This window comes from Serratia sp. C2(1) (genome assembly GCF_036352655.1).
In the GTDB taxonomy this organism is placed as follows: Bacteria; Pseudomonadota; Gammaproteobacteria; order Enterobacterales; family Enterobacteriaceae; genus Serratia; species Serratia inhibens.
In genome coordinates this window covers 39,866-59,746 of record NZ_JAZFBA010000005.1, presented here as the reverse complement: position 1 = coordinate 59,746, position 19,881 = coordinate 39,866, and the positions used below count along the sequence as shown (strand labels likewise).

Genomic DNA, 19,881 nt, shown 5'->3' with positions numbered 1-19,881 from the left:
GAGGTTTAATAATTAAGCCTTCCACTAAGGACAGACTAATAATAAGAATTTCCTTACGGCAAATTCTTAATTTGGTTCTGATAAGAAAATGGGGGGTGATTTCATCATTTCAACCGGCGGCGATCAAAAAAATGACAATCAGTTCGGCGAAAGTTTTTTTATCCCTTACAATAAAGTGAGAAAGCCGCCACAGAGCGTGACCTTGCTCCTTTTAAAACATCGACAAGATGTTATAGATCAGCAAATTTTGGGGAACAGCACCCTGCAGGATGGAATAATGAAAACGATAAAAGTGATAGCAACCAGTTGCATACTGCTGGCAACCAACGGCTGCTCCAGCGTCATGAGTCACACCGGCCCGAATCAGGGCTACTATCCGGGTACCCGCGCCAGTGTAGGTATGCTGAAGGACGACAACACCAGCTGGGCGATGATGCCGTTGGTGGCATTGGATCTGCCCTTCTCCGCCGTGATGGACACCGTGCTGCTGCCTTACGACTATATGCGCTCCGGCAGTGATGACACCGCAGACTCACCGAAAGCACGCATCCTGCGCGGCGAAGAACAGAACCTGGCAGCCAGCGGCGATCCCAGCCATGCAGCCAACGTCGCCGCACATTAAGACGCCTTGCGCGGGCTGCCCGGCCCGCGTCCTGATCACACCTCAGCCACAAAAATCTGGCTGAATCCCTCCACCTCGCGCATAAATGCCACGTGGTTACCGTCCGGCGAAAAGACGATGGCATCACCCGACGGCGGCAGCGCAGTGCGTCGCGTCAGCCGCTGCATGCGGCCACTGGTCACTTCGCACAACATCAGGCTGTTATCACACACCAGTGCGATCCGCCCCCCCTGCGGGTGCCAACTGAACGCAGACTGGATCCCGTGTTCGCCCCGGGTAATTTGGCGCGGCTCACCGCCGTTCGGCGAAACCGTCCACAGTTGCACTACGCCCTCGTCATCCTTCATCAGAAAAGCAATCATGCTGCCATCAGGCGAGCTGCGCAGCCAGTGGCGCGGCGCGGTGACGACACCCGGATAACGACGCCGGCCGGTAAAGGTCAGGCGACGCTGGCGCACACCCAAAGGGGGAGCGGGTAAATGGGTCGAGGTGCCCTGCAGCGGTCGAGAGCCGGCTTTGGCATAGTCGGCGTCGTCGTGCGGCAGGTCGACAATAAACACTTCCGGCAACTTTTCGTCGGCAGCGGAACGCGTATCGCCGATAAACGCCAGTGCCCAACGCTGTTGGCGTCCATCGGGCCGGGTATAGCCGCGTTGCCCGACCCACCCCTCTTCATAGGCACGGCTAATCTGGTCACTGCCCGGCTGCGGTTGTGGCGTGGTTTCGCTGACCAGCACGCAGTAATGGCTGCCATCATATTCACGCGGATGCTGCTTGGGTGGATTTACGCCCTGCAACGGCACAGCCACGCCGACGTTACGCAGATCCAGTGCCGGATCCAGCTCATGCATCACATGGTCGTTATAGGTAAAACTCAGGCGGCTGCCGTCCGGGCTGAATACGTGAACATGAGTGCCGCCGCGCAGCGCCCCGGGGGTATAGGGCGCGGTGATATCCATCGCATCGAGAGTAATGGCCAGTTCACGATCCGGTTCGCTGACGACCACGCCACGACGGTGATGAAAATCGTAATGCCAAACGCTGTCCGGGTGTTCCGGGCCGTGAATAAAAGCATAACGGGCCGGCGCGTCCGGACTGACGGTCACCACACCCACATGTGCGCCGTGTTGGGCGCTATATACTACCTCTACCTTGCCGCTTTTGGCATTCACCCGTTCAATACTCAGACCGGTAAAGGAAGCGCCGTTCGGGCGCACGTCGTAAGCCAGCCACTGGCTGTCTGGCGTCCAGACGTTGATATTGGTTAACTGGTGTCCACGCGGATCAAAAGTCAGCTGTTTTTCCCGATAGCTCATGGCGGCTCCCCTGCACATGTTGGCACTCAGTCACCATCTTACCGGATTGGACAATGGCTTCACATCGCACATCAGGGCACTTTTCGCCGATGAAGGGGTTTACAGAAAATACAAAAAAGTACAATATGGATTTATAGTCTAAATCAACCGTTAATGTCTCCAAGGTAACTCGGGCCAGAAACGGTCATCAACGCAATGAAAAATAAAAGGAACCGGCATGAGCAGCTTATTTGACGCAATTGTTTCCGCCCATCAGACGTTGCGCCCACAGGTTCGCGTGACCCCACTGGAGCGCAGTGTGCTGCTGTCGCAACAACTGGGTTGCGAGCTGTATCTGAAATGCGACCATCTGCAGCCAACCGGTTCATTCAAATTTCGCGGTGCCAGCAATAAACTGCGGCTGCTGAGCGACGAACAGCGCCAACGCGGGGTGATCGCCGCCTCCAGCGGTAATCACGGCCAGGCGATGGCGCTGGCGGGCAAACTGATGGGCGTCAGCGTGACGGTCTATGCGCCGGAAACCGCCGCCGCGATCAAGCTTGAAACCATCCGCGCTTTGGGCGGTAAGGTCGTGACGGTGCCGGGGGATGCTCTGAAAGCGGAACAGGCAGGCGAGAAGGCGGCCCAGGAACAGGGCAAAGTGTATGTTTCCCCTTATAACGACGAGCAAGTGATCGCCGGCCAGGGCACCTGCGGCATGGAACTGGTCGAACAGCAACCGGATCTGGATGCGGTAATTGTCGCCGTGGGCGGCGGTGGCTATATTTCAGGTATTGGCACCGTACTGCAGCAATTGTCGCCCAAAACCCAACTTATCGCCTGTTGGCCCGAGAATGCCACCAGCATGTACAGCGCGCTGGAAGCCGGCCATATCTTCCCGGTAGAAGAGCAGGAAACCTTGTCCGACGGTACCGCCGGCGGCGTGGAGCCGAACGCCATTACCTTCCCGCTGTGCCAGCGGCTGATCGATCGCAAAATTCTGGTCAGTGAAAAGGAAATCAAACGGGCGATGCGCCAGATTGCCGCCAGCGATCGCTGGATTATTGAAGGCGCTGCCGGGGTGGCCCTGGCGGCGGCCATCAAGCTGGCACCGGAATTTCAGGGAAAAAAAGTGGCGGTCGTGCTGTGCGGAAAAAACATCGTGCTGGAGAAATACCTCAAGGCCATTGCCGATGAAAATCATTAACCAGCAACAGATAATTGACAGTTTCGACGCAGATAGCATCATGCCGCTGCTTAAATCGGGATTTATTGCTTACTCGCGGCAGCAGGTACAACAGCCGCCGGTCCAGCATTTTCTGTTTGAGCAAGCCGCAGGCGACTGCTGTATTAAATCGGCGTGGCTGGAAGGCGATGAACAGTTTGTCGTCAAGGTGTCCGCCGGTTTCTACCGCAACCCGGCGCACGGGTTGGCCAGCAATCAGGGGTTGTTGATGGCCTTCTCTGCGCTGACCGGCGAACCGCAGGCGCTGTTGCTGGACGAAGGCTGGCTGACCGCGTTGCGCACCGCGCTGGCGGGCCGTATTGCCGCCGAGCTGTGCGCCCCGGCGGACATCCCGGCGATCGGCATCGTCGGTTGCGGCATGCAGGCCCGGTTGCAGCTGCAGCAGCTAAAACCGCTCACTCCGTGTCGCGATGTCTGGCTGTGGGGACGTAGCGAACCGGCTCTGCAAGCCTTTCGCCAGGACGCCGAAGCCGAGGGTTTCCGGGTGCAGACCACCCAAAACGCGGCAGAGCTGGCGGCGCATTGTCGGCTGATTGTCACCACCACCCCCAGCCGCGAACCCATTTTGCAGGCGGCGGATATTCAGCCGGGCACACATATTACGGCGATTGGCGCAGACGCCAACGGCAAGCAGGAGCTGGCGACCGATTTGGTGGCCAAAGCGGATCTGTTGCTGGTTGATGCTTTGTCGCAGTGTGTAGATTATGGCGAGATCGCCACCGCTTATCGACAAGGTTTGCTGACATCGAAGCCGATCGTTGAATTTGGCGCAGCTCTGGCGCAGGGGGGAACGCTGCGCAGCAGCCCGCAGCAAATCACTATTGCCGATCTTACCGGGCTGGCGATTCAGGACGTCCAGATTGTGAAGGGTATTTTAGCGCGGCTGTAACGCGCCTCAGGGGCGCTGGTGCGCCCCTGGGATGCAACAACGCCTCAGGCATTCAGCACAAACTTCTCAATGGCGCGCGCCACGCCGTCTTCAGTGTTGGTGGTGGTAACGAACTGCGCCACCGCTTTCAGTTCCGGGATGGCATTGCCCATCGCTACGCCAACGCCGGCGTATTCGATCATCGCAGTATCATTGGCCTGATCGCCCAACGCCATCACGTTTTCCTGCGCAATGCCGAGGTGTTCGGCCAGCATTCTGACTCCGGCACCTTTATCGACGTTTTTGTGCAGAATTTCCAGGTAATAAGGCGCGCTTTTCATGATGGTGTAGCGCTCCCGAGTCTCGGGAGGAATGCGCGCAATGGCGTGATCCAAAAGTTCCGGCTCGTCTATCATCATCACTTTCGGGAAACGCATCTGGCGATCCATTTCTTCCACGCTGCGGTATTTCAACGGGATGCCGGTCATCTCCGACTCGTGCACGGTGTATTTGCCGATGTCCTTGTTCGGGGTATACAGGGTATCGAAATCGAACGCCTGGAAGTGGACGCCAAACTGCCGCGCCATCTGCTCGAAGTGAAGGTAGTCTTCAAAGCCCAGGGTTTCCTGCAGGATGCAGGCGCCGTCTGTTGCCTGTAAAACCAGGGCGCCGTTATAGGTAATGCAGAAATCACCGCTGCCCTGAATGTCCAATTGACGCAGATAGTCCTGCACGCCGACGTAAGGCCGCCCGGTAGCCAACACCACGTGTACCCCGTTGCGCCTCGCCTCGGTGATGGCCTGCTTCACCGCCGGCGTTATCTGGTGCTGCGGATTAAGCAACGTGCCGTCCATATCGATCGCAATCAGTTCAATAGCCATTCGAGCTTCTCCCAGTGGTTTTTTCCCATGCTAACGCGTTTCAGCCCGTGCTGTCAGCGCCAAAAAAGGCGTAAAAAAATCCGCGCAAGTCACCCGGCGCGGATTTTCACAGCCATTAATGCGTTAGATATCGATGTTCGCCGCCTTCAGGGCGTTTTCTTCGATAAAGGCGCGGCGCGGTTCGACCGCATCTCCCATCAGGGTGGTGAACAGCTGATCGGCAGCGATGGCGTCCTTCACGGTCACGCGCAGCATGCGGCGGCTTTCCGGATCCATGGTGGTTTCCCACAGCTGCTCAGGGTTCATTTCGCCCAGACCTTTATAACGCTGTACCGACAGACCACGGCGTGACTCTTTCACCAGCCACTCCAGCGCTTGCTCGAAGCTGTCTACCGGCTGACGGCGCTCGCCGCGTTCGATGAAGGCATCTTCTTCAATCAGGCCACGCAGTTTTTCGCCCAGCAGGCAGAGTTTGCGGTATTCGCCGCCATGGAAGAACTCGAAGTCCAGAGGATAGTCGGTATCCACACCATGGGTCCGGATGCGCAGCACCGGCTCAAACATCTGACGTTCGCGATTTTCGAAGATCACAGAGTCATAGCTGCTGCCGTGCTGCTCCTTATCGTTCAGCAGTTTTACCAGCGATTCAATCCATGCCTGGACTTTGCTCTGATCGCTCAGATCGCTTTCACTCAGGGTTGGCTGGTAGATCAGGTTGTTCAGCAGCGCGCGCGGGTAGCGACGTTCCATACGACCGATCAGCTTCTGCACGCTGTAATGCTCGGCTACCAGTTTTTCCAGTGGTTCACCGGCAAGCGCCGGCGCGCTGGCATTGGTGTGCAGAGTTGCGCCGTCCATCGCGATGGCGATCTGGTACTGATCCATCGCCTCGTCATCTTTGATGTACTGTTCCTGCTTGCCTTTTTTCACCTTGTACAGCGGCGGCTGGGCAATGAATACGTGGCCACGCTCAATGATTTCCGGCATCTGGCGGTAGAAGAAGGTCAACAGCAGCGTACGGATGTGCGAGCCGTCGACGTCGGCATCGGTCATGATGATGATGCTGTGGTAGCGCAGCTTGTCCGGGTTGTATTCGTCGCGGCCAATGCCGCAGCCCAGCGCGGTGATCAGCGTCGCCACTTCTTGCGAAGACAGCATCTTGTCGAAGCGCGCCTTCTCAACGTTGAGGATTTTACCTTTCAGCGGCAAAATCGCCTGGTTTTTACGGTTACGCCCCTGCTTGGCGGAGCCGCCCGCAGAGTCCCCTTCCACCAGGTACAGTTCAGACAGCGCAGGGTCACGTTCCTGGCAGTCCGCCAGTTTGCCCGGCAGGCCTGCCAGATCCAACGCACCTTTACGACGGGTCATTTCACGCGCTTTACGCGCCGCTTCACGGGCACGCGCCGCATCGATGATTTTACCGACGACGATTTTCGCATCGCCCGGGTTTTCCATCAGATAATCGACCAGCTTCTCGTTCATCAGCGTTTCAACCGCGGTTTTCACCTCGGAGGAAACCAGCTTGTCTTTGGTCTGAGAAGAGAACTTGGGATCCGGCACCTTCACCGAAACCACGGCAATCAGGCCTTCACGCGCATCATCGCCGGTGGCGCTGATTTTAGCCTTTTTGCTGTAGCCTTCTTTATCCATATAGCTGTTCAGGGTACGGGTCATCGCGGTACGGAAACCGACCAGATGGGTACCACCATCACGCTGCGGGATGTTGTTGGTGAAGCAGTAGATGTTTTCCTGGAAACCGTCGTTCCACTGCAACGCCACTTCCACACCGATATCGTCTTTCACGGTGGAGAAATAGAACACGTTGGGATGGATCGGGGTTTTATTTTTGTTCAGATACTCAACAAACGCCTTGATACCGCCTTCGTAGTGGAAGTGGTCTTCTTTGTCCGTGCGTTTGTCTTTCAGGCGGATAGACACGCCGGAGTTAAGGAAAGACAGCTCACGCAGGCGCTTGGCCAAAATATCGTACTCAAATTCGGTATTGTTGGTGAAGGTTTCATAGCTTGGCCAGAAACGCACCGTGGTACCGGTCTGATCGGTTTCACCGACCACTTTCAGCGGTGCCTGCGGTTCGCCCATGGCATAGGTCTGCTCATGCACCTTGCCTTCACGGCGGATCACCAGTTCCAGTTTCTCCGACAGGGCGTTAACAACGGAGACGCCTACGCCATGCAGGCCACCGGATACCTTGTAAGAGTTGTCGTCAAATTTACCGCCGGCATGCAGCACGGTCATGATCACCTGCGCTGCGGACACCCCTTCCTCTTCGTGAATACCGGTCGGGATACCGCGACCATCATCCTGTACCGAAACAGAGTTATCGGCATGGATGACCACCTGAATGTCACTACAGTGGCCAGCGAGTGCTTCGTCGATAGCGTTGTCCACAACCTCGAATACCATGTGGTGCAGACCGGTGCCATCATCGGTGTCGCCGATATACATGCCCGGGCGCTTACGCACCGCATCCAGCCCTTTTAATACCTTGATACTTGAGGAGTCATAAGAATTCGACATCAACGTTTCTCGCTCATTTTAGTCCTGTGGTTGAACCTCTATTTTACCTTGTTCCACGCGGAACATCTTGCCCTTTTCACCGGCCATATCGGTCACTTGCTCAGCGCTCACGGCGCTGACAAAGACCTGGGCCTGGGTGGCTTTCAGGCGATCGGCCAGTAACCGGCGACGGCCGGTGTCCAGCTCGGAGGCAAAATCATCAATCAGATACAGGCAACGCCGCCCGCTCTGCCGGGTGAGAAACTCACCCTGCGCTAAGCGCAACGCGCACATCAGCAGTTTCAGCTGACCGCGCGATAACAAATCCTCTACCGGCGTGCCGTCGGCACGTATGCGGAAGTCCGCCTTATGCGGCCCCACTGCGGTATAGGTTAACGCCCTGTCGCGCTCAAACTGGCGCTCCAGCAGCTCTCCGTAGTCGCTCTCTTTGTCCCAGCCGCGCTGGAAAGAGAAACTCAGGGCAAATTCGGGCAAAAACTGCGCGCATGTCGCGGTGATATCCGCGGCAATCGCGTCGCTGTAAGCTGCCCGCCACTCGCTGATACGCTCGGCCAGCGGGATCAATTCCTGATCCCAGGCGCGGATCTGCGCATAGCGACTGACCTGGCGCAGCGCGGCATTGCGCTGCTTCAGTAACCTTTTCAGGTTGCTCCAGGCGGTGAAAAAACCGGGTTCGTTATGAAAACACCCCCAGTCCAGGAAGGCGCGCCGGAATTTCGGCCCGCCGTTTAGCAGGGTAAAACCTTCGGGGGTGATCAGCTGCATCGGCAATAGCTGCGCCAGTTCAGCCACTTTGTGGCCGTCGCTGCCATCGATACGAACCTTGCTGTCCCCCTGACGGCTCTTGCTTAATCCTACGGATATTTCACGTTCTGCGCCGTCAATGCGGCCGTGCAAAATGAACTCCGGCTGGTCGTGGCGGATCACCCTGCCGGCCTGCAGGCTGCGAAACGCGCGCCCGTGGCCAAGGGTATACACCGCCTCAAGTACGCTGGTTTTCCCACTGCCGTTGGCCCCAACCAGGAAATTGAATCCCGGTGCCAGATCCAAATCCGCCGCTTCAATATTGCGGAAATCTTTAATCAGTAAACGCGTCAGAGCCATGCCATTATTTCTTATGATCGAGGGCGTAATTGTCGCAGGCAGATTGGGTGCGGCCAGCGCACAGCCACCGGAGCGTACTTAATGTACGTGAGGATGGCGAGCCCTGCCCAATCCCAAGCCGGCAAGTAAAATGGCCCGCCATCGATCACAGACGCATTGGCATGACGACATAGGCCGCAGCCTGACTCGCACCGTCTTCGATCTGCACGCTGGAAACCGAATCGGTCAACAGCAGACGCACATCTTCACACTTGAGCGCATTCAACACGTCCAGCACATAGCTGACGTTGAAACCAATTTCCATCTCGGTGCCGTCGTAGCTGACATCGAGGATCTCTTCCGCTTCTTCCTGCTCAGGGTTGTTGGCGGTGATCTTGAGCTGGTTCTGGCTGACATACAGACGCACGCCGCGGAATTTTTCGTTCGACAAAATGGCCGCTCGGGCAAACGCCTGCTTGAGCAGATCGCAGCCGGCTTCCAGCGTTTTGTCCGGGTTCTTCGGTAATACGCGGCGATAATCAGGGAAACGGCCGTCAACCAGCTTGGAGGTGAAGATAAAATCACCGACGTGAGCGCGGATGTTGTTGCTGCCGATCTGCAACTGCAACAACGTATCGCCACCGTCCAGCAGACGCACCAGCTCCATTACCCCTTTGCGCGGCACGATCACCGAATGCGAAGGCAGTTGCTGCCCGATAGGCATTGAGCATACCGCCAGGCGGTGACCGTCGGTCGCCACGGTACGCAGTTCTTCACCTTCGGTTTCGAACAGCATGCCGTTTAAGTAGTAGCGCACGTCCTGATGAGCCATCGAGAACTGCGTGGCCTCGATCAGACGCTTCAACGTCGCCTGCGGCAGAGTAAATTCAACTTCACTCTGCCAGTCGTCCAGGTTCGGGAAATCCGCCGCCGGCAGCGTAGAGAGCGAGAAGCGGCTGCGGCCGGAACGCACCAACATACGTTCGCTTTCAAGCGTTACGGTGATCTCGGCCCCTTCGGGCAGACCACGGCAGATATCAAAGAATTTACGCGCGGGGACGGTAGTCGCGCCCGCCTCATGGGGCTGGGACAGGGCAACGCGCGCCACCATCTCCATCTCCAGATCGGTACCGGTCAGCAGCAGGGAGCCTTCCGTCACCTGCAACAGCAGGTTACCCAGAATTGGCAGCGTTGGGCGGCCGCCCAGCGGGCTGCTCACCTGTTGCAGCGGTTTTAGCAGATGCTCACGTTCAACGATAAATTTCATAGCGCTAGGAAGATAATGTTCTGATTAAATTGGAGAAATCTTCTTTGATGTCGTGACTTTCCTCACGCAACTGCTCAATCTTCCGGCAGGCGTGCAACACCGTGGTATGGTCGCGGCCACCAAACGCATCGCCGATTTCTGGCAGGCTGTGGTTGGTGAGTTCTTTTGCCAGCGCCATCGCCATCTGGCGTGGACGGGCAACCGAACGCGAACGCCGCTTGGACAGCAAATCCGCGACTTTAATTTTGTAGTACTCCGCCACCGTCTTTTGAATATTGTCGATGGTGACCAGCTTTTCCTGCAGTGCCAACAGATCGCGCAGCGCTTCACGCACGAAATCAATGGTAATGGCACGGCCGGTAAAGTTTGCGTTGGCAATCACGCGGTTCAGCGCCCCTTCAAGCTCACGCACGTTGGAACGCAGGCGCTTGGCGATAAAAAACGCCACTTCGCCCGGCAGACGGATATCGTTCTCGTCGGCCTTTTTCATCAGGATCGCCACGCGGGTTTCCAGCTCCGGCGGTTCGATCGCTACCGTCAGACCCCAACCGAAGCGGGATTTGAGGCGATCCTCAACCCCGTTAATCTCTTTGGGATAACGATCCGAGGTCAGGATAATCTGCTGATTGCCTTCCAACAAGGCGTTAAAGGTATGGAAGAATTCTTCCTGAGAACGCTCTTTGTTGGCAAAAAATTGGATGTCATCGATCAGCAGCGCGTCGACCGAACGGTAGTAACGCTTAAATTCTTCAATGGCGTTGTTTTGCAAGGCTTTAACCATGTCCTGAACAAAGCGTTCAGAGTGCATATAGACCACTTTGGCATTGGCCTTGCGCGCCATGATGCCGTTACCGACCGCATGCAACAGGTGAGTTTTACCCAGGCCGGTGCCGCCATACAAAAACAGTGGGTTATAGGCACCACCCGGGTTATCCGCCACCTGTCGAGCCGCCGCGCGCGCCAGTTGGTTGGATTTACCCTCTACAAAGTTATCAAAGGTGTGCTTTGGGTTAACGTTGGAGCGGTAAGAAAGTTCGGGCTGGGGCGCCGCGTTATCCCAGCTTGGCCGGGAAGGCGCCACGGTGCGCACCACCGGCGCGCTTGGCGCGCTGCGGCTTTCGGTGACGGTCTGGCTGATGATTTGGGTGAGCGGTTTGCTGCCGACTTCAAAACGCAGCAAAGGGACATCCGTACCGCAGAAGTCATTCAACAGGCCATTGATATTGTTTAAGTATTTATCGCGAACCCAATCCAGCACAAAGCGATTGGGCGCATAAAGCGCCAGGGTGTTGTCACTCAGTTCCGCCTGCAATGGGCGTATCCACATACTAAATTCTGTGGCAGGTAACTCATCCTGCAATCGGGCAAGACACTGCTGCCAAAGCGAAAGTGACACGGCGGACTCCACTCGAACAAGATCAATAAAAGAAAAGAATCAGGCTACTTTTTTATAACTCATGATTTTTGACACATGCCCGGCATCGGCTGAACACCAGTGGGGCATGCGAACCGCCTTTCACGGTTTATGTCCCCCACGATCCCCGCTTGAGAGATCGCGATCGGAATGACGGATCATAGCGCAATCCGAGCAAGAGATCCTCCCCTTCATCACAGATTAGATCCATTTTATCCACAGGCCCCGGCCTGCGGCGATCTTTTCGCCACCCGCGTTAAATTACAGGCGAGATCCCGCCCGGGGAACGCCGTTTTTTACATTGTCAACCGGTTATACCCTGTTATCCACGAAGGATCCTGGGCTTTAACCACAAGGATCGCTTCAGGATCCTTGCGGTTTCCCCCCGAGTCCGTATAATATTCGCCCTACGTGTGATACCTGGTTCCTTATGGTGAGTCATTAGCCAGACAGGATTCAGCTGTGACCACGAGCCAAGACCGGATTTTACTCCGTATTGGCAGACAACCAGGTAGGCTCGCGCGATGTGAATTGACTCAGGACTGTACAATTATTACAATCCCGCCTCTTTATATATTGCGATTGAGGCGTCGGTAGCTTTCACGCCGAGTAGCCAAACGCATTTGACTTATGTCCTTATTTAAGTTTAGGTAGAAATCGCCATGAAACGCACTTTCCAACCGTCCGTATTGAAGCGCAACCGTAGCCACGGTTTCCGTGCTCGTATGGCCACCAAAAATGGTCGTCAAGTTCTGGCCCGCCGTCGTGCGAAAGGCCGTACTCGTCTGTCTGTTTCTAAGTAATAAAAGCTAACCCGCTGAGTGGTTAAGCTCGCTTTTCCCAGGGAGTTACGTTTGTTAACTCCCACTCATTTCACTTTCGTCTTCCAGCAGCCACAACGGGCCGGCACGCCGCAAATCACCATCCTCGGCCGCCTGAACCAGCTGGGGCATCCCCGCATCGGTCTTACCGTCGCCAAAAAACACGTCAAACGCGCGCATGAACGCAACCGGATCAAACGCCTTACCCGCGAGAGCTTCCGTTTACGCCAGCACGAGTTACCGGCGATGGATTTTGTCGTGGTGGCCAAAAAAGGGATAGCGGATTTGGATAACCGCGCGTTGACGGAAGCTTTGGAAAAATTATGGCGTCGCCACTGTCGCCAGGCTCCCGCATCCTGATCGGGCTGGTGCGGGCTTACCAGCTCGTCATCAGTCCGCTGCTTGGGCCTCGTTGTCGCTTCCAGCCGACATGTTCTCATTACGCAATTGAGGCATTAAGCAGGTTTGGCATGATAAAAGGCAGTTGGTTAGCATTGAAACGCGTATTAAAATGCCACCCCTTGAACCCAGGTGGCGATGATCCCGTGCCGCCGAAAACCGACGATAACAGAGAACACTAACGATGGATTCGCAACGCAATCTTCTCCTCATCGCTCTGCTGTTCGTGTCTTTCATGATCTGGCAAGCCTGGCAAACGGACAACGCTCCGCAACCAGTCGCCCAGACCACGCAACAGACTTCGAACACTGCTACCGGTGATGCCGCAAGCCAGGCTGTGCCCGCCAGTGGCCAGGGTAAACTGATTACCGTTAACACTGACGTGCTGTCGCTGACCATCAACACGCGTGGTGGTGATATCGAGCAGGCTAAACTGTTGGCCTACCCGGATACCCTGGGTTCATCGACTCCATTCCAACTGCTGGAAAACACCCCGTCGTTTGTTTATCAGGCGCAAAGCGGCCTGACCGGCAGAAACGGCCCGGATAACCCGGCAAACGGCGATCGTCCTCTGTTCCAGGCGGCGCAGGACAGCTACACCCTGCCGGAAGGCCAGGATGAGTTGCGCATTCCGTTGACCTTCACCGGTAAAGACGGTGCGGTTTACACCAAGACTTTCGTGCTCAAGCGTAACCATTACGCGGTTGGCGTTGACTACAACGTCGACAACAAAAGCACCGCTCCGCTGGAGCTGACCCTGTTCGGCCAACTGAAGCAGACTACAGAGCTGCCTAAGCACCGCGACACCGGCAGCAATAACTTCGCTCTGCACACCTTCCGTGGTGCGGCGTATTCTTCCAGCGAAGACAAGTATCAGAAATACGCGTTCGACAAGGACGAGAACCTGAATGTCACCACTCAGGGTGGTTGGGTTGCGATGCTGCAACAGTACTTCGCCACCGCATGGGTGCCGGCAACTCAGGGCAGCAATACCTTCTATACCGCTAAACCTGGCGACAACCTGTCCACCATCGGCTTCAAATCTACCCCGGTTGTGGTGCAGCCTGGTGCGCAGCAGCAGCTGAACGCTACCCTGTGGGTTGGCCCGGAGCTGCAGGATCAGATGGCCCAACTGGCGCCGCATCTGGACCTGACCGTGGATTACGGTTGGTTGTGGTTCATCTCCCAGCCGCTGTTCAAACTGCTGAAGTTCATCCACGGCTTCATCGGTAACTGGGGCTTCTCGATTATCATCATCACCTTCATCGTGCGCGGCATCATGTACCCGCTGACCAAAGCGCAGTACACCTCGATGGCGAAAATGCGCATGCTGCAGCCAAAACTGCAGGCGATGCGTGAGCGTATCGGTGATGACAAACAGCGCATGAGTCAGGAAATGATGGCGCTGTACAAGTCCGAGAAAGTGAACCCGTTGGGAGGTTGTCTGCCGCTGGTTATCCAGATGCCAATCTTCCTGGCGCTGTACTACATGTTGATGGGTTCGGTTGAGCTGCGCCATGCGCCGTTCGCCCTGTGGATCCATGACCTGTCGGCACAAGACCCGTACTACATCCTGCCAATCCTGATGGGCGTGACGATGTTCTTCATTCAGAAGATGTCGCCAACCACCGTGACTGACCCGATGCAGCAGAAAATCATGACCTTTATGCCGGTAATCTTCACAGTGTTCTTCCTGTGGTTCCCGTCCGGTCTGGTGCTGTACTACATCGTCAGTAACCTGGTTACCATCCTCCAGCAGCAGCTGATTTACCGCGGCCTGGAAAAACGTGGCTTGCACAGCCGCGACAAGAAAAAGACCTAAGCGTATTGTAAGGGTTCGGCGCGCTGAACCCTTGCAGCGAAAGATAAGAGGCGGTCATTTAGACCGCCTTTTTGCATATTGAATCGTCAGAGAGAACCGTTATGAGCAGCACTACCGATACCATCGTAGCCCAAGCCACCCCGCCGGGACGCGGCGGCGTCGGCATTTTGCGCATTTCCGGTCGTGGCGCGAAAGACGCCGCCCAGGCCCTGCTTGGCAAATTGCCAAAGCCACGATACGCCGATTATCTGCCGTTCCGCGACGCCGCAGGTGCCACTCTGGATCAGGGCATCGCGCTGTGGTTCCCCGGCCCAAACTCGTTTACCGGTGAAGACGTGCTGGAACTGCAGGGCCACGGCGGGCCGGTAATCCTCGATCTGCTGCTGAAACGCGTTCTGGCGCTGCCCGGCGTGCGCATTGCGCGGCCCGGCGAGTTTTCCGAACGTGCCTTTCTCAACGACAAGCTGGATTTGGCGCAAGCCGAGGCAATTGCCGACCTGATCGACGCCAGTTCCGAACAGGCAGCGCGTTCCGCGATGAACTCATTGCAGGGGGCGTTTTCCACCCGCATCCACCAGCTTGTGGAAGCACTTACTCACCTGCGAATCTACGTGGAAGCGGCGATCGACTTTCCCGATGAGGAAATCGACTTCCTGTCTGACGGTAAAATCGAAGCACAGCTCAACGGCGTGATGGCCGATCTGGATAACGTACGTGCCGAGGCGCGCCAGGGAAGCCTGCTGCGCGAAGGGATGAAGGTGGTGATCGCCGGGCGGCCAAATGCCGGTAAATCAAGCCTGCTCAATGCGTTAGCCGGCCGCGATGCGGCGATCGTCACCGACATTGCCGGCACCACCCGCGACGTTTTACGCGAGCATATTCACATCGACGGCATGCCGCTGCACATCATCGACACCGCCGGCCTGCGTGAAGCCAGCGACGAAGTGGAGCGCATCGGCATCGAACGTGCGTGGAACGAGATTGAACAGGCAGACCGCGTACTGTTTATGGTTGACGGCACCACCACCGCCGCGACCGAACCGGCAGAGATTTGGCCAGAGTTTATGGCACGCCTGCCACACAGCCTGCCGATCACCGTGGTGCGCAACAAAGCCGATATCACCGGTGAAACGCTGGGCATGACCGAAGTGAATGGTCACTCACTTATTCGTCTTTCGGCGCGCACCGGCGAAGGCATCGACCTACTGCGTGATCATTTGAAACAGAGCATGGGTTTCACCAGCAATATGGAAGGCGGCTTCCTGGCGCGCCGTCGCCACCTGCAAGCACTTGAACAAGCGGCCCAGCATCTGGTCGAGGGCAAAGAACAGTTAGTGAGCGCTTACGCGGGGGAGTTACTGGCCGAGGAACTGCGCCTGGCGCAGCAAGCGCTGAGTGAAATCACCGGCGAATTTACCTCAGATGACCTGCTGGGACGTATTTTCTCCAGTTTCTGCATCGGAAAATAATCGGCAACGGGTGCTGGAAACGGCACCCGCATCCAACAATCCCCCCGTCATTTCCCCTTTATCCGCCCAAACTAGCCTAAGCTTACCTCAGCGATTTCCGACGGGAGGCCATAAGCATATATGAACAAACCATTGGATTTACTGGGTGTCGGTTTGGGGCCGTTCAATCTCAGCCTGGCTGCCATGGCCTTTGAAAGCGGTGCGGTGAACTATGCCTTTCTTGATCGCAACGCCAGCTTTCGCTGGCATCCCGGTATGCTGCTACCTTCAGCCTATATGCAGACTTACGTGCTGCAGGACTTAGTGACTGCTGTTGCACCGCGCAGCCAGTTTTCGTTTATCAATTATCTGGTCGAGCAGAAAAAAATTTACCGTTTTCTGATCACCGAACAGCAAATTATCAGCCGCGAAGAGTTCTCTGACTATCTAAGCTGGGCCTGCGATAGATTGGATGGGCTGCAGTTTTCACAGTCGGTTGAAAGCATTGATTTTGACGATGACCAGCAGTTATTTGAAGTCCGTACCCTCAACCAAACCCTGTGGGCAAAAAACATCTGCCTGGGTACCGGCCACGATCCCTGGATCCCCGATGAGTTTTACCCGGCGCTGGGAGAGAATTGCCTGCATGCCGCAGAGATCGCCCTCCGTAACCCGGATCTTACCGGCAAACGGGTGATGGTGGTGGGCGGTGGCCAAAGCGGCGCCGACATCTTCCTCAATGCGCTGCGCGGGCATTGGGGTGAACCCGCTCAGTTGGATTGGCTTTCCCGCCGACCCAACTTCCAGCCTCTGGATGAATCCGCCTTCACCAATGAGTATTTCACTCCGGAATACGTCGATTACTTCTATACGCTGCCGCAGGATATCCGCGAACGGGAAATCAAGGCGCAAAAGCTGCCCGCCGACGGCATCAGTAACCATACGCTGCGCACTCTGTATCGCGAGCTGTATATGCGTTTTGACGTGATGCACCAGACGCGCAACGTACGCCTGTTGCCACACCGTACGCTGCTGGCGATCGAGCCAACGGGGAAGGATTTCCAGTTGCGCACCCGGCACGGCCTGGAGAATCGCCAGGAGGGATTTAATGCCGACGTGGTCATTTTAGCTACCGGCTACCGCCCTTCGCTGCCTTCCTGTCTGAAACCGCTGTTGCCGCGCATCCCGTTCGACAATCAGCAACACCTGCCGCTGTTACCGGATTTTAACCTTGAGTGGCAAGGGCCGGAGCAGAACCGGATTTATGCGGTGAATGCCGGCATCCACAGCCACGGCAGCGCCGAAGGCGGCCTGAGCCTGATGGCCTGGCGCTCTGCCCGCATCCTCAATCATTTGCTCGGCAAACCGCATTTTGATCTGACGCCTAATGCCTCACTGATACAATGGTGGAGTGACGCGGCGCCGGACAATGACATTCAAAAAACAGATAAATAGGATAAACCTCATACTGTTTTTTAATGATAAATCCGCGACTTATGCTTAATCTAACACTCCTGCGTTATCAGAGCGCTCTCTGTCATGGAGTGAACAATGGCATGTCATTTTGCCCGATGGATCCCCGCCAGCGCCGCCCTGGATACCCACAGATTATCCGTCGAGGTGTTGACCGCAACCGCTGATTTTTCCGTTAAACGCCGCCAGCGTTTCCTTCAGGGGCGCATCCTGCTCGCCGAGATGATGTTTTATCTTTATGGGCTGCCGACACTACCGCCGATAGCCACCACACCCACCGGGCGCCCCTGTTTTGCCGACAACCATCTGCCTGACTTCAGTCTGGCCTATGCCAGCGATACGGTAGGCGTCCTGCTCAGCAATGAAGGCAAGGTAGGGCTGGATATAGAGGTCATGCGCGCGCGCGGCGGCCAGCAAAAAAAACTGCAACACCAATATCAGTCACCGGCAGAGACCGCCTGGATCAGCGCACAAGACGATCGGCTGGAAGCGGAAACCCAGTTGTGGAGCATCCGTCAGAGCGTGTTGAAACTTTCCGGTCTGGGCAATAGCGGGCAATCCACGCTGCTGCTGCACCCCTTTTCCGGCCATCTTCGCTCCAGTGCCACGCCTCAGGTTCAGGTGATGAGCGATGCCGACGAGTATCTGAGCTGGGCCTGCGCGCATGAACCCAATCTTGACCAGCTAGTGTGCTGGCAGTACGAAGAGCACAAAGGTCTGCAAAAATACGGCGAGATTTCATCACGCGCCCCCGCCGTCTCTACCCGCTTTGTAAAGCTGACCAGCCTGGCTCATCACCGCTGACATCGGTGGTTTATGGCGAAAAAAATAAGATAAAACTTTTTTTAACCTATTAATTTCTGAATAAAATTGTAAAAGCAGGCAAATATGCAGGAATTGGCTATTCTCACCGCCAAGTTTGCCCTACTATCGGCCGGTGTTCTAAGCTGAATCTGTTCATTCGAAAGGGAGAATCACCATGTCAGACCAAGCCTTAAAAATAGTCACCCTGCTCGGCAGCCTGCGCAAAGGTTCTTACAATGCCATGGTGGCCCGGGCGCTGCCTGACCTCGCCCCCCAGGGGGTGATCATCGAAGCGCTTCCCTCTATCCGTGATATCCCGCTGTATGATGCCGATGTGCAACAAGATGAAGGTTTCCCCGCCGCGGTTGAAGCTATCGCCGCACAAATCCGTCAGGCTGACGGCGTGATCATTGTGACCCCGGAGTATAACTACTCGGTGCCGGGCGGATTGAAAAATGCCATTGACTGGCTATCCCGCTTGCCGAACCAGCCGCTGGCCGGCAAACCGGTCGCGATTCAGACCAGCTCGATGGGGCCGATTGGCGGTGCGCGTTGCCAATATCATCTGCGTCAAATTCTGGTGTTCCTCGACGCCATGGTGATGAACAAGCCGGAGTTTATGGGTGGGGTCATCCAGAACAAAGTGGATGCACAAGCCGGGCAATTGATCGAACAAGGCACGCTGGATTTCCTGACCGGCCAGCTGTCCGCATTCAGCGACTATATCCGCCGCCTGAAGTAAATTCTATTTTTGACGCCTTCGGTCGCGAAGAGATTGAAGGCGTTATAACAGTAAGAGAACGCCCCCTAATCCATTAAGAAATAAAGCTATGCAATTATGTATTTTTTTATTTTAGCCTTATTACTGGCTTTGTTTACCAGACCTTTGTTCGCCGCAGAAATGCGTTATCCCGCCGGGGAAGAGCCAATCGAGCTGCCTGCGCATAGCCCGCTGAACACCCAGTTGCCGCGTACCGCCCAAAGTCACGAAGACAAGAAAATCGGGGCCATGTCGCTTTATTTAACGCTGATGCGCGAAGATGAACGCAACGTATGGGCCCCCTATCAGTTAGCGGCCTCTTCGGCTGAAAAGGGCCAGACAGAGCTGGCTGAACGCTATCTGCAACTGAGCGCCAATCGTGGGCTGTGGTATTACTACACGTTGCTGGAAGACGACGCCTTTAACAGCATCCAGCACCGCGCCATCTATCGGTCGATCCTCGCCACCACCAAGGCTCGCTACCTGCAGCACGCCCATTTATTCGAAGGCAAGGCCATCTATGCCATACCGAAGGGCGCTCCTCCGTCAGGAGGATGGCCAACGGTGGTGTTCCTGCACGGCTATGGCAAAGGTGCCAATATCAGCCCGGAAGAACGCTTGTTGTTCAGTGAAATGGGCGTCGCCTATATCGAGATCAACGGCACCCAGATGCTGTCGGAAAACAGCTTCCGCTGGTCGAATTACAGCGAGGAAAGCACCCAGAGCGCCATTCAACAGGCCCTGCGGCCGCAGGAAGAATTAAAGCTTAATCCGCAAAAGATCTATCTCACGGCCCGTGGACAAGGGGCGTTGCATGCCGCCAATCTGCTGAGCAGGTATCCGCAGTTTTATGCCGGCGCAATGCTGATCGCCCCCAATGGCGGGATCAAACCGGCGCAGCAATCGCTGGCCGCGCACAAAAAGGTGGTGGTGGCGTACTACGATCGGCAAAACTTCAGCGATCAGGCGCTGGCGCTGCACTTCGCCAATCTTTTCAGCGAGAACAATCAGGTAGAGACGCTGCATTTTCCCCAGGGGGAGAACGCGGAAGGCGGCTGGCAGGCGCGTTTCAAACGGCCATTGCAGTGGGTATTGAATCAGGCGCCGGACGCGACACCTGGGGCATAGATAACAGGGCCG

At 56.1% G+C, this 19,881-nt stretch carries 18 protein-coding genes; 12 read left to right on the top strand and 6 right to left on the bottom strand.

Annotation, left to right across the window (positions count from 1 at the left end):
- Positions 1-277 precede the first annotated feature (277 nt).
- Positions 278-622 carry a YceK/YidQ family lipoprotein gene (locus V2S86_RS21525; RefSeq protein WP_330764053.1) on the top strand — a complete coding sequence of 115 codons (345 nt, stop codon included), beginning with the start codon at positions 278-280 and terminating at the stop codon, positions 620-622.
- A gap of 35 nt (positions 623-657) precedes the next feature.
- On the opposite strand, the gene V2S86_RS21520 is transcribed toward V2S86_RS21525, so the two are convergent.
- Positions 658-1,938, bottom strand: a complete 1,281-nt coding sequence (locus V2S86_RS21520) for a DUF3748 domain-containing protein (RefSeq protein WP_330764052.1) — start codon at positions 1,936-1,938, stop codon at positions 658-660.
- Between the two features lie 217 nt (positions 1,939-2,155).
- Here V2S86_RS21520 and V2S86_RS21515 point away from each other — a divergent pair, with 217 nt between their 5' ends.
- On the top strand, positions 2,156-3,124 hold the full coding sequence (locus tag V2S86_RS21515) for a threonine/serine dehydratase (RefSeq protein WP_330764051.1): 969 nt from the start codon (positions 2,156-2,158) through the stop codon (positions 3,122-3,124).
- Positions 3,111-4,052 carry an ornithine cyclodeaminase family protein gene (locus V2S86_RS21510; protein ID WP_330764050.1) on the top strand — a complete coding sequence of 314 codons (942 nt, stop codon included), beginning with the start codon at positions 3,111-3,113 and terminating at the stop codon, positions 4,050-4,052. The genes V2S86_RS21515 and V2S86_RS21510 overlap by 14 nt, the downstream gene beginning before the upstream one ends.
- 44 nt (positions 4,053-4,096) lie before the next feature.
- On the opposite strand, the gene yidA is transcribed toward V2S86_RS21510, so the two are convergent.
- The 5 genes from yidA to dnaA all read right to left on the bottom strand — a co-directional run bounded on the left by yidA (position 4,097) and on the right by dnaA (position 11,196).
- Entirely contained in the window at positions 4,097-4,912 is an 816-nt protein-coding gene (gene yidA / locus V2S86_RS21505; RefSeq protein WP_330764049.1) for a sugar-phosphatase, read from the bottom strand.
- 123 nt (positions 4,913-5,035) lie between these two features.
- The gene (gene gyrB, locus V2S86_RS21500) at positions 5,036-7,450 is read right to left on the bottom strand and encodes a DNA topoisomerase (ATP-hydrolyzing) subunit B (protein WP_330764048.1); all 2,415 of its coding nucleotides are present in this window, start codon (positions 7,448-7,450) and stop codon (positions 5,036-5,038) included.
- Between the two features lie 18 nt (positions 7,451-7,468).
- Positions 7,469-8,554, bottom strand: a complete 1,086-nt coding sequence (recF, locus tag V2S86_RS21495; protein WP_330764047.1) for a DNA replication/repair protein RecF — start codon at positions 8,552-8,554, stop codon at positions 7,469-7,471.
- Between the two features lie 145 nt (positions 8,555-8,699).
- Positions 8,700-9,800: a DNA polymerase III subunit beta gene (dnaN, locus tag V2S86_RS21490; protein WP_006321766.1), complete on the bottom strand. Its 1,101-nt coding sequence runs from the start codon at positions 9,798-9,800 to the stop codon at positions 8,700-8,702.
- A 4-nt stretch (positions 9,801-9,804) separates the two neighbouring features.
- Positions 9,805-11,196: a chromosomal replication initiator protein DnaA gene (dnaA, locus tag V2S86_RS21485; protein ID WP_006321767.1), complete on the bottom strand. Its 1,392-nt coding sequence runs from the start codon at positions 11,194-11,196 to the stop codon at positions 9,805-9,807.
- A gap of 680 nt (positions 11,197-11,876) precedes the next feature.
- Here dnaA and rpmH point away from each other — a divergent pair.
- The 9 genes from rpmH (at position 11,877) to V2S86_RS21440 (ending at position 19,869) form a co-directional block, all read left to right on the top strand.
- Positions 11,877-12,017: a 50S ribosomal protein L34 gene (gene rpmH, locus V2S86_RS21480; protein WP_005976668.1), complete on the top strand. Its 141-nt coding sequence runs from the start codon at positions 11,877-11,879 to the stop codon at positions 12,015-12,017.
- An 18-nt stretch (positions 12,018-12,035) separates the two neighbouring features.
- Positions 12,036-12,395, top strand: coding sequence for a ribonuclease P protein component (gene rnpA / locus V2S86_RS21475; protein ID WP_004950547.1), 360 nt, complete (start codon positions 12,036-12,038; stop codon positions 12,393-12,395).
- Positions 12,359-12,616: a membrane protein insertion efficiency factor YidD gene (gene yidD, locus V2S86_RS21470; RefSeq protein WP_004933881.1), complete on the top strand. Its 258-nt coding sequence runs from the start codon at positions 12,359-12,361 to the stop codon at positions 12,614-12,616. The genes rnpA and yidD overlap by 37 nt, the downstream gene beginning before the upstream one ends.
- A 2-nt stretch (positions 12,617-12,618) precedes the next feature.
- Positions 12,619-14,256, top strand: a complete 1,638-nt coding sequence (gene yidC, locus V2S86_RS21465; protein ID WP_311994826.1) for a membrane protein insertase YidC — start codon at positions 12,619-12,621, stop codon at positions 14,254-14,256.
- Between the two features lie 101 nt (positions 14,257-14,357).
- On the top strand, positions 14,358-15,725 hold the full coding sequence (mnmE, locus tag V2S86_RS21460; RefSeq protein ID WP_330764046.1) for a tRNA uridine-5-carboxymethylaminomethyl(34) synthesis GTPase MnmE: 1,368 nt from the start codon (positions 14,358-14,360) through the stop codon (positions 15,723-15,725).
- A gap of 120 nt (positions 15,726-15,845) precedes the next feature.
- Entirely contained in the window at positions 15,846-17,159 is a 1,314-nt protein-coding gene (locus tag V2S86_RS21455; protein ID WP_330764045.1) for a lysine N(6)-hydroxylase/L-ornithine N(5)-oxygenase family protein, read from the top strand.
- A 96-nt stretch (positions 17,160-17,255) separates the two neighbouring features.
- The gene (locus V2S86_RS21450) at positions 17,256-17,981 is read left to right on the top strand and encodes a 4'-phosphopantetheinyl transferase family protein (protein ID WP_330764044.1); all 726 of its coding nucleotides are present in this window, start codon (positions 17,256-17,258) and stop codon (positions 17,979-17,981) included.
- Positions 17,982-18,156: 175 nt separating this feature from the next.
- Complete coding sequence (locus V2S86_RS21445) at positions 18,157-18,723, top strand: NADPH-dependent FMN reductase (RefSeq protein WP_330764043.1); 567 nt, start codon at positions 18,157-18,159, stop codon at positions 18,721-18,723.
- Between the two features lie 96 nt (positions 18,724-18,819).
- On the top strand, positions 18,820-19,869 hold the full coding sequence (locus tag V2S86_RS21440) for an alpha/beta hydrolase (protein WP_330764042.1): 1,050 nt from the start codon (positions 18,820-18,822) through the stop codon (positions 19,867-19,869).
- Positions 19,870-19,881: the final 12 nt, after the last annotated feature.

What these genes read in the sequence shown, in the direction of transcription:
- V2S86_RS21520 (WP_330764052.1), bottom strand. Translation starts at nt 1,938, where the DNA reads ATGAGCTATCGGGAAAAACAGCTGACTTTTGATCCGCGTGGACACCAG.
- V2S86_RS21510 (WP_330764050.1), top strand. Translation starts at nt 3,111, where the DNA reads ATGAAAATCATTAACCAGCAACAGATAATTGACAGTTTCGACGCAGAT.
- yidA (WP_330764049.1), bottom strand. Translation starts at nt 4,912, where the DNA reads ATGGCTATTGAACTGATTGCGATCGATATGGACGGCACGTTGCTTAAT.
- V2S86_RS21455 (WP_330764045.1), top strand. Translation starts at nt 15,846, where the DNA reads ATGAACAAACCATTGGATTTACTGGGTGTCGGTTTGGGGCCGTTCAAT.
- yidC (WP_311994826.1), top strand. Translation starts at nt 12,619, where the DNA reads ATGGATTCGCAACGCAATCTTCTCCTCATCGCTCTGCTGTTCGTGTCT.
- recF (WP_330764047.1), bottom strand. Translation starts at nt 8,554, where the DNA reads ATGGCTCTGACGCGTTTACTGATTAAAGATTTCCGCAATATTGAAGCG.
- V2S86_RS21450 (WP_330764044.1), top strand. Translation starts at nt 17,256, where the DNA reads ATGGCATGTCATTTTGCCCGATGGATCCCCGCCAGCGCCGCCCTGGAT.
- V2S86_RS21515 (WP_330764051.1), top strand. Translation starts at nt 2,156, where the DNA reads ATGAGCAGCTTATTTGACGCAATTGTTTCCGCCCATCAGACGTTGCGC.
- V2S86_RS21445 (WP_330764043.1), top strand. Translation starts at nt 18,157, where the DNA reads ATGTCAGACCAAGCCTTAAAAATAGTCACCCTGCTCGGCAGCCTGCGC.
- mnmE (WP_330764046.1), top strand. Translation starts at nt 14,358, where the DNA reads ATGAGCAGCACTACCGATACCATCGTAGCCCAAGCCACCCCGCCGGGA.
- gyrB (WP_330764048.1), bottom strand. Translation starts at nt 7,450, where the DNA reads ATGTCGAATTCTTATGACTCCTCAAGTATCAAGGTATTAAAAGGGCTG.
- yidD (WP_004933881.1), top strand. Translation starts at nt 12,359, where the DNA reads ATGGCGTCGCCACTGTCGCCAGGCTCCCGCATCCTGATCGGGCTGGTG.
- rpmH (WP_005976668.1), top strand. Translation starts at nt 11,877, where the DNA reads ATGAAACGCACTTTCCAACCGTCCGTATTGAAGCGCAACCGTAGCCAC.
- V2S86_RS21440 (WP_330764042.1), top strand. Translation starts at nt 18,820, where the DNA reads ATGTATTTTTTTATTTTAGCCTTATTACTGGCTTTGTTTACCAGACCT.
- dnaN (WP_006321766.1), bottom strand. Translation starts at nt 9,800, where the DNA reads ATGAAATTTATCGTTGAACGTGAGCATCTGCTAAAACCGCTGCAACAG.
- V2S86_RS21525 (WP_330764053.1), top strand. Translation starts at nt 278, where the DNA reads ATGAAAACGATAAAAGTGATAGCAACCAGTTGCATACTGCTGGCAACC.